We start from the raw sequence: 13,767 nt of genomic DNA, 5'->3' as shown, positions 1-13,767 counted from the left end.
AGCCTCGACTGGTTATTATTGCGTTTAATATTAATAAAGGAAAAGCGTATGCACTGTCCTTATTGTAACGCGTCAGAGACGAAAGTTATTGATTCTCGCTTGGCTGCGGAAGGGGCACAAGTACGCCGCCGCCGCGTTTGTAGTGGCTGCCAAGAGCGTTTTACTACCTTCGAGATGGTCGAAGTGGTGATGCCGCGTATTATTAAATCAAGTACTAAAATTGAGCCTTATGATAATGAAAAACTGCGCCGCTCTATTCAATTGCCGTTGCAAAAGCGCCCGATTACCATTGATGAGCAAGAAGCCATGATTAGCCGTGTGGAAAAACGCGTACGGCAAATGGGTGAGCGTGAAATCAGTAGCAAGGTGCTTGGTGAAATTATCATGAGTGAGCTAAAAACACTTGATGATGTTGCCTATGTACGTTTTGCCAGTGTATATCGCGATTTTCAGGATATCGATGCCTTTCACCAAGAAATCGCCAATATTCGTCCCTTAGACAAGCAGGACGATTAAACGAATCAATTGATATAAGCTTTTTTACTTTTTAAGAAAGGGTAAGTCTTCTATGTCTCTGTTAGACCATGCACAAGCTGCCACAGACCGCTATTTTATGACGTTTGCTATTGAGCAGGCTCAGCGTGGACAATATACCACGCGCCCAAACCCGGCTGTCGGCTGCATCATCGTACAAGCAGGGGTGGTCGTCGGGCAAGGGTTTCACCCGAAGGTTGGTCAGCCGCATGCTGAAGTATTTGCACTTAACGATGCTATTAATACAGGTAACAAAACCGAAGGCGGTACGGCCTACGTCACCCTAGAACCTTGTAGTCATACTGGACGCACGCCCCCTTGTGCGCTAGCGTTGATTAAGGCTGGTATTAAACGAGTCGTCATCGCTGGACTTGACCCCAATCCGCAAGTAGCAGGACGTGGGGTTACGTTACTGGAGCAAGCAGGTATTGAAGTGACAGTAGGCGTTCTGACAGAGCAGGCTGAAGCACTGAATCGTGGCTTTTTAAAGGCAATGCGTACCCAATTGCCCTATGTACGTCTAAAAATAGCGACTAGCCTTGATGGTCGGACCGCTATGGCATCAGGAGAGTCTAAATGGATTACCTCAGCCGCTGCGCGTGAAGACGTTCAGCAGTTACGGGCACAAAGCGGTGCCATTATTACCGGTAGCAGCACGGTTATCGCGGACAATCCTCAGCTAAATGTGCGTTCGACCAGACTCGGAGTTGCCCTAGAAGATATTCCTGCTCCTAAAGTAGTGGTGCTCGATAGACGAAAACGCTTAGACCATGACGTACATTCTGAGTATCACTTGTGCCGCCGTGCGGATACTCTGTATTGGCGTGACGATAATCTGCCAGAGCTACTAGCCACTTTAGTTAGCGACTATCAGTGTTATGATATTTTAGTGGAAGCAGGCGCAAGTGTTGCCGGTAGTTTTTTAAGTCAGCAATTAGTGGATGAGCTGATTGTCTATCAAGCCCCCTGTTTACTGGGTACACAGGCGCGAGCTATGATAGATTTTAATCCGTTATCATTAGCACAGCAGCTGCGCTTTCAATATGCGAATCAGCAACGAGTAGGCAATGATCTAAAGATTACTTTATCACCCCTTCACTAACTTACAGACAATCACTTATTTTATTATTGTTTTAGGAATAAGCTGTTTATAAATATAATGTTATCCTCCTATTTATCTAAGCTCTACTCAATGTAGATAACTTAATAAACCATAATAGGTTTCACATGGAACTGTGCATAACTTTTTATTAGGTTCCATGTGAAACAGTATGAATCAAAGATTTTCTAGTTTAATAGAGAAAAATAATTTTAAATCAATGACTTATGTAATATAAGCATTAATTATTATCTGGTTGTTATTGTGGTGAAACTTGTGGATAACTATTCATATTACTAATTAAAGTCTTGTTTTCTACTACCAATTTATAAGTTATCCACAACTTATGCTAACCATTCATTATTATTACCCAGTATTCTTAATTTAAAATTAACCATTTATTATCATAATATTTATCTATAAAGGCAGAGGGCGCTATGTTTACTGGAATTATTGAAAGTATGGGCAAAGTAAAAGCCATGCAGCCTATTGGCGGTGATATCCGCTTATTGATTGAATCTAAGGGATTAGATTTTAGCGATGTATCTTTAGGTGATTCTATTGCTTGTAATGGTATTTGCTTAACCGTAGTTGATTTAGGTAGTAATTACTATGCTGTTGACGTTTCACGTGAAACAATATCCCGAACTGCACTTGAAGATTTGAAAATAGGTCATAAGGTGAATTTAGAAAAGGCAATGTTACCAACGACCCGTTTTGGTGGTCATATCGTTGCTGGTCACGTTGATGGGGTGGGTATAGTACGCAAACTACAAAAAGATGCGCGCTCACTCTACATTGAGATTGAGGTTCCAGTAGAGATTGCGCATTTTACGGCAACTAAAGGATCAATTACGGTAGATGGCATTAGTCTGACTACTAATGTAGTACGAGACAATATTGTCTGCTTAAATATCATTCCTCATACTGCTCAGCTAACTAATATTGCTGAATATTGGCTGGTGGGTAGTAAAGTCAATATTGAAGTGGATATTGTTGCGCGTTATTTAGAGCGCCTGCTTAATAAATCTCAGCCTAATACAGCACCTGTATCTACTGCAAGTACGTTAACGGAAGCCTTTTTAGCGGATAACGGCTTTATGAAATAGAGATGTTATTAGAAATATATTTAGCTTTTAATAAAGCGTTGTAACACATCTTTTAGCTTGTCTTTATTAACTGGCTTGGTTAAAAATTCATTCATACCTGCGCTAAGACAAGCTTCTTGATCTTCTTCACTGTTATTTGCAGTTAACGCAATAATGGGAACAATGCAGCCTTGTTGGCGAATGGCTTGCGTTGCCTGCCAACCGTCCATTATGGGCATGCGACAATCCATCAGAATCAGCGCAAAAGCCTGAGGCTGCGCTGTAAGCTTATCTAAAGCTTGTTGCCCATCTGACACCACTTCACTATCATAACCAAGCTTACTTAATAACTTACAGGTGATTTTTTGATTGGTCAGATTATCCTCTACCACTAAGATAAGTGGCGGTTCAGTCGATGTTTCTTTATTTTCAACGTCACCCGACTTCTCCAAATTATCTAACACAATAGATGTTCTTAAGGGGTGGGCAATCGCCTCGGGTTGAAGCATAATGTTGTCGTTATCTGCCTCTTGATTCTGTTCAACTTTTACTGATGTTAATAATAAGCTAGGCTTGGGCAAAGTAAGACGTATGAGTTCTGATAATAAACGGGCAATATCTAAAGGCTTGCTTAAAAAACCATCAAAATCATCTAATAATGTAGACGGTAGACTACGCTCAGGCTTCATACTGAGTAGTATTTTTGGCAATGGAGTTGAGTTTATAAATGCTTGTATATCTGTGCTGACAGTCGTCTCAAGATTAATAGTATTGTTTGCAAAGGTACTAGTTTCTTTTTCATTAGTGTCAGCCGCCGCAGTCGTATTGCTCAAATAATATTCATAATCGAGCAGCAAGACAGCAGTCTTTTGCTTAAGCTCTGTCGTAAGCCGCTGTATCACTGTTTTGTTAAACTTGCTGTAAATGTTGGCATTGATATTCAAATACTGACACAAACGCTGCAAGTAAGTAGCGCTCACAGTTTGGTTGACGATAGCAATCAGGTGTATATGATTGAAACTATTATGAGAATGATAGATTGGCTGATAATTAGGTTTATAAGCGGGCAAGTACAGATTAAAGGTACTACCTACCCCTTTTTCACTGGTAAGTTGAATAAATCCGCCTAAAAGCTGACCAAAACTGCTAGAGATAGCAAGCCCAAGCCCCATACTACCGGATTGTGAGCTTACCTGCGGATTTGCTTGTATGAAATAGTTGGAGATTTCGCGTTGTATATCATTGTTAATCCCAATACCAGAGTCTTGGATACTAAAACGTAACCAAGACTGCTGCGTACTCATACTATCTAACTGTCGATAAATAGGTAGTGTTTTGATTGATAAAGTAGCAGGTTGGGCTGTCAATTTTGAATATAATTCTTCTTTATGACGATGCGTTTTTATCCAGCTATTTTCAATAATAGGCTGCATATCTTTATAAGAAATAGACTCGACAATCAGCGCAACATAGCCTGAAAAAGTATATTTTACAGCGTTTTCAAATAGATTTAGGAGTATTTGACAGAGATGCTTATAGTCCGTATGAATATAGCGCGGACAATTAGGCATAAAAAAATGTAGTGGTTCAATATTTTGTCTGCCCGCATTGCCAACCATCAAACTGCTGACATGTTGGCTTAGCTTAAAGATATCAATTGGTTCGTAAGTAATTTCTAAATTACTATTAGCAACTTTTGTTAAGTCCATCATATCGTTAAGCATCATCAGCATGGAATAACTTGATTGCGATAAAGTGTTAAAAATGTCTTGTTGCTTTATGTCTAAACTTTGCCTATCTATTAAGTCGAGCGTACTAATCAGGGCATTTAATGGTGTACGAAGTTGATTATTAACGGTGGATTTGAGTTGAGTAAGCTCTAAGATACGATGATTAAGCAGCTGTTTCTGTTGCTGTAATTCAGTATTTTGCGACATGAGCTCATTGACATTGTTAAATAAAACGGTGAAGCCATGAGCTTGACCGTGCTCTCCGAACCATGGGGTAATATGCAATTGGTAAGCCTGTTTGTCTTCTAAACCATAAACCAATACTGTGCGCGTGACTCGATGCGATGAGAGCTTTTGTAAGTATTGCTGAACAGCTTCGTCGCTACCGGTGACATAATCGGTCAAAGTAGATTTCTGATCCCGTTCTAATGATGGCGAGAATATTTGATCAAAGCGCTGATTAGAAAAACTAATCTGACCTTGGCGCATAATCATCAACATAGGTAATGGGGCTTGATCAACCAAGCGTTCAAGCCGATGATTAAGGCGTTTAATGTGCCGATGCTGATTATGTAATTGATAGCCAATACGACTTAATGCATGTCCTAAACGTAAAAACTCAAGGGTGCTCTCCGCTTCTTCAAATGGGGGCGGGATATAAGCGTCTTTTACATCTGCCATAATATCTTCTGTATAGTGTAGAAGCTGATCCCAATTGGCACGGTGTTTAAGCATATACAATAGAGCGATAATAAATAAGATAACTGCTACCATTGGTGGTAACCAATATTGGTATGAGAGCCAATTAATATTAAGTGGCTGATGGCGCAGGATAATGTGTAGCCGCTGCCCATTCTGAAAGTTGAGTGTACCCATCAAACTTTGATTGGTGATCTCATAAGTGCTAACTGCATCAGAGTTTTGGCGGAATAATGCTGGGAAATTGATAGTGGTAAATTTAGGCTCACTAGGACGTGTATGGCTATAAACATAAGTTTGGCCTGAGCGTACCATTAATACCAGCTGATAACTGATATCTTGAAATAAAGGTTTCTTTAAGACCTTATTTATATTTTCATTAGTAACCACATTACTGTTAGATAAATCATATTTTAATATCTGAAAAACCTGTTGAGTATTCTGCTTGGTATTTTCTCTAAGAATTGAAAATAGCATGACATAATACATAAGCAACATAATAAACAATGTGAGGATGTAAAAGCTAAGCAAGCGCCTTAATGACTGAAACTGTTGCATAATTTACAATCCTGTATCTGTACATTATCTATCTACCCATCGCAACATGAGCAGTCTTCATTAATTATGATGTAAAAATATTGTATAAAAGTAATATCACTTGGCACTGACGACTATGAGAACGTAGTGTAAACTAAACCCTATTATTTATCTTTAATTACTATGGTTATTCATAAAACTGAATAATAATTATTATAGGTAATAAGTATTATGATAAGACTGAGTTTGACAATGGATATAAGAGCTAATGATTATGCTCTATTATCAGCATGGTACAACCGTGTAAACTCACCTATAATAAACCTATTATTTAACCATACTATTTATCTAATTAACGACACCATTTGACGATATTACGCTGCCATGACGATAACCCTTTCTAATTCTGTTACTAAACCTACTTTTACGGCTAACGCTCAACAACCAGCTACCAGTCGATTACGTGTGATATTTGCGGGTACGCCTGAGTTTGCTGCCATTAGCCTTGAGGCTTTGATTAAGCAGCAAGATGCGCTGAATATAGATATTGTTGCCGTTTACAGTCAGCCTGATCGCAAGGCTGGACGCGGACAAAAACTAGCTGCCTCTGCCGTTAAACAGGTGGCATTGGCGCATAATCTTCCTATCGAGCAACCTGCTACCTTTAAAAAATCAAGCACTGATGGACTTGCTGCTCGAAAAATATTGAGCGCTTATCAGCCTGATATCATGGTGGTTGCCGCTTATGGACTTATTTTACCTATTGGCGTTTTAACCACGCCAACTTATGGTTGCCTCAATATTCATGGCTCATTATTGCCACGCTGGCGCGGAGCTGCGCCTATTCATCGTGCGTTATTGGCTGGCGATACTGAAACGGGCATTACCATTATGCAGATGGATAAGGGGCTTGATACCGGTGACATGCTCTACAAGGTCAGTTGCGCAATTACAGTTAATGACAGCGCAACTAGCTTGCATGATAATCTTGCAGAATTAGGCGCGACAGCCATTAGTACGGTACTACAAGATTTACCCCATTATCAAGCACAAGCAACTGCTCAAGATAGTAGTCAGGCTAATTATGCCGAAAAGCTGATTAAAACAGAAGGCGAAATTGATTGGGCACAATCTGCAGCTCATATTGAGCGACAAATTCGTGGCTTAACGCCGTGGCCGGGTGCTTATACTTTCTTAAAGGGCGCACGCGTAAAGATTTTAGCCAGCTTACCTGTCAATGATTCTCAGCGAACCGATAAACCTTCTGGTACCGTCATTAGCGTAGGTCGCAAGGCAATTTTGGTGGCGTGTGGTACTGATAATGATGCTAATACTAATCCTGATACTGACAGTGCTAATACAGCAAGGCAAGCCAGTACTTTAGCGATTACCCAGTTGCAGTTTGCTGGTGGTAAACCAGTCAGCGCAGAGCAAATCTGCCATGGCAATCAGCTCAACGATGATGACCGATTTACCGCTGAAACAGATGCCAATTAGCCCTGTCATTGCACCAACTTATTAAATTTATTCCATTCAAGCTATCGGTTTCATTTAAATCAATATTCAAACCAATATGAAATGCCAACGCTGCCAGTAGGCGCACAGGAAATTACGTACTATGAGACATCACGCAACCGCGTCTAACAGCCCTAGAAACAATAAGAATAAGCCATCAAGTAATCTTAAGATGGTCGGTAGCGTACGGGCACGCGTCATTCGTACCTTACTTGCTATCCAAAACGGACAGTCGTTATCAAGTGTCCTTGACCCGTTATTAAACAGCTTGCATGAAGGCGATAAAGGCTTTGCTCATGCGCTACTATTGACCACATTGCGTCAGTGGTACGCACTTGAGCGTTTGCTCGACAGCTTGGCGGACAATACGATTGATGAGATGGAAGTGCGTACTACCATTCAAGTGGGGCTGACGCAGCTGCTATATTTACAAGTTGCTGACCACGCTGCCATTCATGAAACGGTCGAGGCGGTTAAAGAGATTGAATTTGCTCATGCCTCGGGTTTGGTCAATGCCATCTTGCGTAAAGTGGTCAAAAATACTCATAAATACCACAAAAAGTGTGATAAAAACCACAGCTTACCGAACTGGCTGGCGTATCAGCTCAAGCAAGATTGGAGCGAAGAATATCCAGCGCTAACGCAAGGTTTACGCCAACCTGCGCCGATGTTTTTACGTGCCAACACGGCATTAAACACAGTAGAAGGCTATCAGCAAACACTTGAGCAAGCAGATGTTAGCGCTGAATTGGTTGAGATGGTGAGTGAGTTACAACTGCCTCAGACTGCTAGTAACGATGCTACAACTATCGCTAAAACTATCACTACCCAAGCGTTACGTCTTGAGCAAAGTACTGGCGTTGTAGGTTTGCCTTCATTTGCAGAAGGCGCTGCTAGTGTACAAGATATGCATGCTCAGCTTGCCGCACCATTGATTCATCAAGCACTTATTAATAAAGTAAATGCTGATAGCGATACTGGCCATAATGATACTAATGAGCTACGTATTTTAGATGCTTGTGCTGCGCCGGGCGGCAAGCTTGCGCATTGGCTAGAGCTGTTAAATGCAGATAAACAATCTGAATTGTTTCATGTGAAACGTACTGATAGTGACAATAAAGATGAGGTAACAGACAGCCGTGTTATTAACTTTACGGCTATAGATAATGAAGCGCCGCGTATTACCCGCATCCATGAAAATTTAGCGCGCTTAAATTTAGAACAATCGGAACTCATTAATCTAAATATTGTTTGCGCTGATGCCACTAGATGGCAAGGCATCGCTCAATCTAAAAACCAAAAAGTCGATAAGAATGAACCAGTATTTGACGCTATATTATTGGATTCTCCTTGTACCGCTACCGGTGTGATTCGTCGCCACCCAGATATCAGTCTGCTACGTGCTGAAGAAGACGTGGAACAAACTGTGTCGTTACAGGCAGAAATTTTAGACAATCTGTGGGCACAGCTAAAAGTTGGCGGTTATTTGTTGTACGTTACTTGTTCCATATTAAAACAAGAAAATGTCGAGCAAATGCAGGACTTTTTACGTCATCATACCAATGCCACGGCGATTGAATTTACCGAAGCCTGTAGTTGGGGCATTGCGCAAGAAGTGGGTCGCCAATGTCTGCCAATAGACAGCGAAAGCGGTGATGGCTTTTATTATGCGCTGCTACAAAAAACGGCGTAATTAATACTGCTTAGTCAATACTGTTTCATCAACGTTATTTAATAACCACCGTTAAATATTAAAAAATCATTGTAGGTAGGGAAGCTTATGAAATATATCAGTACTCGTGGTCAGACAGCGCCGATGGATTTTAGTGATGTGCTATTAATGGGGCTTGCGCCTGATGGCGGCTTGATGCTGCCTGAGCATTATCCGCAAATTGATAATGCAACGCTTGATGAATGGCGTGCGCTAAGCTACCCGCAGCTTGCGATGGCGATTATGCAGCGTTTTGCCACTGATATTCCAGCAGAAGACCTACAAGATATTATTGAGCGCACTTATACGACTGAAGTATTCGGTAGTGCCGATATTGTTCCAGTGCGTAAACTTGAAGACAATATCTATATTTTAGGTTTATCTAATGGTCCAACCTTAGCTTTTAAAGATGTGGCGATGCAATTCTTGGGTAATGCCTTTGAATATGTCCTTAAAAAGAAAGACGCACGCATAACGATTATTGGTGCCACCAGTGGCGATACCGGTAGTGCAGCAGAATACGCATTACGCGGTAAAGACAATATCGAAGTCTTTATGCTGTCACCACATGGCAAAATGAGCGAGTTTCAGCGCGCCCAGATGTACAGCTTGACCGATGCTAATATTCATAATATTGCCATTGACGGTATGTTTGATGATTGCCAAGATATCGTCAAAGCGTTACAACAAGATGCTGAATTTAAAGCCGCTTATAATTTAGGTACTGTCAACTCCATTAACTGGGGTCGTATCCTCGCGCAAATAGTCTATTATTTTAAAGCCTACTTTGCTGTGACCACTAGCAATGATGAGCAGGTAAGTTTTAGCATTCCATCAGGGAATTTTGGTAATATTTGTGCTGGACACATTGCTCGTGAAATGGGCTTACCAATTGGACGCTTAATCGTTGCGACCAATGAAAATGACGTGCTTAATGACTTCTTTAATAAAGGCGCTTATCAACCACGCCCGACTGCTAAAACTTACATTACCTCTAGCCCGTCTATGGATATCTCCAAAGCCTCTAACTTTGAGCGTTTTGTATATTTGCTGCTGGAGAAAGATAGTGCGCGCGTTCATGAATTGTTTGAAGGGGTAAAATCAGGTCAAGGTTTTGATTTAGCAGATTTAATGCAAGCAGTAAACACCCGTTATGGCTTTGCTGCGGGCAAGTCTACGCATAGTGACCGCCTACAGACCATCAAATCACTGTATGACCAATATGGTGAACTAGTCGATCCGCACACGGCTGACGGTATTAAAGTTGCTAAAGAATTACAGCAAGAAGGCGAAGTAATCATCTGCGCTGAGACTGCATTGCCTGTTAAATTTGCCGAAACTATCGTCGAAGCTATTGGACAAATTGATATTGCTCGCCCTGCGCATACCGAAGGTTTAGAAGCATTACCACAGCGTGTCGTGGTGTTAGATAATGATGCTGAATTGGTTGCTGAGCAAATTCGTCAACATATCGAAGCAAATGCTGCATAAATAATATAGTACATCTATAATATTATTTTATTTGTTTCACGTGAAACAATCGTTTTAATAATCTTTATGGTGTATATAGCAGTATATCTACCCTTTAATGGATAAAGTTATGAAAGTAAAACATTGTGGACTGGCAAAAGCAGCATTCTTGTCAGTCTTAAGTGGTGTGCTGTTGATGAGTGCCGCTCACGCTAACAACCCACCACCAACCATTAAAGCAGATGCACCCAATCGCTACATCGTTAAAAAAGGGGATACTTTATGGGACATCTCAGGTCGCTATTTGGACAGTCCATGGCGCTGGAAAGAGATTTGGGCGACCAATAAGCAAATTAAAAACCCTAACCTGATTTATCCTAATGACATTCTTATCCTATGCGTGATTAAGGGTAAAACCTTGATTGGCGTGGATACCGGTGAGGGCTGTGCTGGGGTAGAAAAACAACTTTCGACTAATGTGGCAGTAAATACGGTTGCAGTCACTTCAACGCTAAATAGTATCCCAGCCATTCCGATGTCAGCGATTCAACATTGGCTTGATAAAACGCTGATTGTGAATCCAAAAGATTTTGACACTACACCTTACATTTTAGCCTCGAAAAAGCGCAATTTGATTACCGGTAGCGGTGATAAAGTCTATGCCAAAGGTATTCCACTTATTGTTGGTCAGCGTTACGGGGTTTATCGTAAAGGCGAATTATACGTTGAACCAAAAACCAATAAGATCATTGGTTTAGAGGTGACTCAAGTCGCTACAGGTTTAGTCACGGCGACGGAAAGTAACGGCGTGACTAGCTTGCAATTAACGGATAGCTACGGTAAAGAAGTTCGGGAAGGCGATCGAGTATTTGTGGAGCTGGATAACGCCATTCCACCAGTATTTTATCCCACGCCCGCTACAGTTAATCGCGGCGGAATGATTGTTCGGGTAATGGATTCAATCAGTTCTGCAGCGCGCGGTAGTGTGGTGGCAATCAATCTAGGACGCAATCAAGGCGCAAAACCGGGTGCCGTATTGACCGTTTATCAAAAAGGTCCACTGGTACGCGATGTGTTTGATAATGATATGCCTGTGCGCTTGCCAAGTGAGCCTACAGGTATGGTAATGGTATTTAATACCTTTGATGACATCAGCTATGCCTATGTTTTAAATTCGGAATTGCCGCTTCGTGTGGGTGATCAGCTGCTACCGCCGCCTTATTTATAATTTTTGAGAATTATCTCACGGTCTATTGATGATAATTTTTATCAACTGTTATTTTTTTGAAGATTAATTCCTCTCAATGAGCACCTTTTATGAACGCATTATTACCTCTTTTATCAGACGATCAGCGTGCGGTTTTAGCGCTTTGGTATGAGGTTAATGCGTCGTTGTCTGCTTATCATAAACTGCTAACAAGTTTTGGTAGTGCTCAGCAAGCGTGGGCAGCAAAAGTGGGTGCATGGCAGCAATTGGGTATTCATCAGACGCATCTTAAGCGCCATGAAGAAACACAACAGACCATAGAAAGTATAGATAAAATTGAACAGGCAGTGCAGGCGGGTAAGTATCAGTTATTGTTTGCGGATCAGCCTGAATTTCCGGCGCAATTATTACAAATCTTTGATCCACCGCCGCTGTTGTTTTGCCGTGGTAATATCGAACGCTTGCAGCAAGCACAAATTGCGATGGTAGGCAGCCGTAAGCCGACCGCGCACGCGCAAAAAATTACTTTTGATATGGCACAATATCTGGCACAAGTGGGTTATATCATTACCAGTGGGCTGGCGCTGGGCGTGGACAAACGCGCACATTTAGGAGCGTTGGCGCAAACTGATCCTGAATTTCAAGGGCGTACCATTGGCGTGATGGGAACGGGCATTGATATCTGCTATCCCAATCATCATGACCAGCTTTTTAGCCAAATTGTTGAACAAGGCGGCTGCTTAATTAGCGAGCTATTGCCGCATACGAAGCCACATAAGCATACTTTTCCGCGACGTAACCGCTTGGTTGCCGGTCTTAGTTTAGCAACGATAGTCACTGAAGCGACTATTAAAAGTGGCTCATTGATTACGGCTCGGTTGACCTCAGAGCAAGGCAAGCAAGTCTTTGCCATTCCAAGTCATATTGATAATACCAATGCGGAAGGCTGTCATCATCTGATACGTGAGGGCGCAACCCTAATTTATCATCCCGATCAGGTCATTGCTGATGTTAATTTGCAACTTAACTTGCCACCTATGGTTACTCAAAAAAGTACGCCTAAGGATAATACGACTGAAAGACCTATTGCATTTGAACAACCTAAAAATGACACTTCAGCGCACCCAGTAAAGAATCAGCTTCCCAATATTGCCAAACTAAATAGAGTTAATGAGACAGCAGTTTCTAGCCATTTAGCAGATGTTTATGAACAGCTGGATTGGCATGGTCAAGATTTAGATGCTCTGTTATTAACAACGAGACTAACGCCACCAGAATTGATAGGGCAATTGATGGAGCTTGAGTTGTTGGGTATTATCAACGTACAAGGTGGTCGTTATTCACGTCTTTAGTTTATTTATACCTCAACGTTTATTTCTAATACTTCTAAAAATTTAGGGAAGGTCTTATACTGTATTATTGGGTCTTTATTGACAATGAAACCGTTACTTTATGAATTTACCAACTTCTCAAATCTCGTCTGTAACCACTGATTCTATTAGTCAAGCTGCGACATGGGTACAGTCAGGACGGCTACTTGCGTATCCTACTGAAAGCGTTTGGGGTATCGGCTGTGACCCTTTTAATGAGGTAGCAGTGCGGCAATTATTGGCTATCAAACAGCGCTCTATAGATAAAGGTATGATTGTAGTAACAGATAGCGCTGAGCGTATCAAGCCTCTGCTTGAAACGCTAAACGATAATCAACGCCAAGCTATCCTGAACAGTTGGGATAGTTCACTTCATACTACGAATCAACAAGCCCATACTTGGCTATTACCATTACCGTCGTCATTATCCAAGCCATCTAACAAACTCATCATACCTACTTGGATTGCCGGTGCGCATACTAGCGTGGCGGTACGCGTGATTGCTCATCCTCTTATTCAACAGCTGTGCGCCCACTTAGTTTCTGCTCATAATCCTTATGGCTTGCTTGTCTCAACCAGTTGTAATCCATCTGGGCAGACGCCTGCGCTGTCTTTAGTCCAAGCTCAAACTTATTTTGCAACAGGGACTGACGCTGAGCGGGTTACTTATTTATCTGGTCACACATTAGGTTATCAGCTGCCAAGTCAAATTCATGATGCCTTAACAGGACAATTAATCCGCTAAAATTGCTACTCATGCCAGCTTTTGATTCCTTCCTTTTATAACCAACGCTTATCTACAATTGT

10 protein-coding genes are annotated in these 13,767 nt (G+C 41.5%); 9 read left to right on the top strand and 1 reads right to left on the bottom strand.

What is annotated here, in order from left to right; genetic code table 11:
• Positions 1 to 48 precede the first annotated feature (48 nt).
• The 3 genes from nrdR (at position 49) to H2245_RS02760 (ending at position 2,742) form a co-directional block, all read left to right on the top strand.
• Positions 49 to 516, top strand: a complete 468-nt coding sequence (nrdR, locus tag H2245_RS02770) for a transcriptional regulator NrdR (protein WP_182405737.1) — start codon at positions 49 to 51, stop codon at positions 514 to 516.
• A 52-nt stretch (positions 517 to 568) separates the two neighbouring features.
• The gene (gene ribD / locus H2245_RS02765) at positions 569 to 1,636 is read left to right on the top strand and encodes a bifunctional diaminohydroxyphosphoribosylaminopyrimidine deaminase/5-amino-6-(5-phosphoribosylamino)uracil reductase RibD (RefSeq protein WP_182405736.1); all 1,068 of its coding nucleotides are present in this window, start codon (positions 569 to 571) and stop codon (positions 1,634 to 1,636) included.
• A 434-nt stretch (positions 1,637 to 2,070) separates the two neighbouring features.
• On the top strand, positions 2,071 to 2,742 hold the full coding sequence (locus tag H2245_RS02760) for a riboflavin synthase (RefSeq protein WP_182405735.1): 672 nt from the start codon (positions 2,071 to 2,073) through the stop codon (positions 2,740 to 2,742).
• A 20-nt stretch (positions 2,743 to 2,762) separates the two neighbouring features.
• On the opposite strand, the gene H2245_RS02755 is transcribed toward H2245_RS02760, so the two are convergent.
• Complete coding sequence (locus tag H2245_RS02755) at positions 2,763 to 5,627, bottom strand: response regulator (protein ID WP_259365057.1); 2,865 nt, start codon at positions 5,625 to 5,627, stop codon at positions 2,763 to 2,765.
• Between the two features lie 444 nt (positions 5,628 to 6,071).
• Between H2245_RS02755 and fmt the strand changes: the two genes are divergently transcribed.
• From fmt to H2245_RS02725, 6 genes are all read left to right on the top strand, one after another.
• On the top strand, positions 6,072 to 7,184 hold the full coding sequence (gene fmt / locus H2245_RS02750) for a methionyl-tRNA formyltransferase (protein WP_182405733.1): 1,113 nt from the start codon (positions 6,072 to 6,074) through the stop codon (positions 7,182 to 7,184).
• A 121-nt stretch (positions 7,185 to 7,305) separates the two neighbouring features.
• Entirely contained in the window at positions 7,306 to 8,895 is a 1,590-nt protein-coding gene (locus H2245_RS02745; protein ID WP_182405732.1) for a transcription antitermination factor NusB, read from the top strand.
• A gap of 87 nt (positions 8,896 to 8,982) precedes the next feature.
• Positions 8,983 to 10,404 (top strand): threonine synthase, encoded by a 1,422-nt coding sequence (thrC, locus tag H2245_RS02740; RefSeq protein ID WP_182405731.1) that lies wholly within the window; start codon positions 8,983 to 8,985, stop codon positions 10,402 to 10,404.
• A 109-nt stretch (positions 10,405 to 10,513) separates the two neighbouring features.
• Positions 10,514 to 11,611, top strand: a complete 1,098-nt coding sequence (locus tag H2245_RS02735; RefSeq protein WP_182405730.1) for a LysM peptidoglycan-binding domain-containing protein — start codon at positions 10,514 to 10,516, stop codon at positions 11,609 to 11,611.
• An 89-nt stretch (positions 11,612 to 11,700) separates the two neighbouring features.
• Positions 11,701 to 12,942, top strand: a complete 1,242-nt coding sequence (gene dprA, locus H2245_RS02730) for a DNA-processing protein DprA (RefSeq protein ID WP_182405729.1) — start codon at positions 11,701 to 11,703, stop codon at positions 12,940 to 12,942.
• Between the two features lie 100 nt (positions 12,943 to 13,042).
• Positions 13,043 to 13,705: a Sua5/YciO/YrdC/YwlC family protein gene (locus tag H2245_RS02725; protein WP_182405728.1), complete on the top strand. Its 663-nt coding sequence runs from the start codon at positions 13,043 to 13,045 to the stop codon at positions 13,703 to 13,705.
• Positions 13,706 to 13,767 lie beyond the last annotated feature (62 nt).

It is taken from the genome of Psychrobacter sp. GP33 (genome assembly GCF_014119005.1).
GTDB lineage: Bacteria > Pseudomonadota > Gammaproteobacteria > Pseudomonadales > Moraxellaceae > Psychrobacter.
This window is presented reverse-complemented; position numbering and strand designations above follow the sequence as displayed.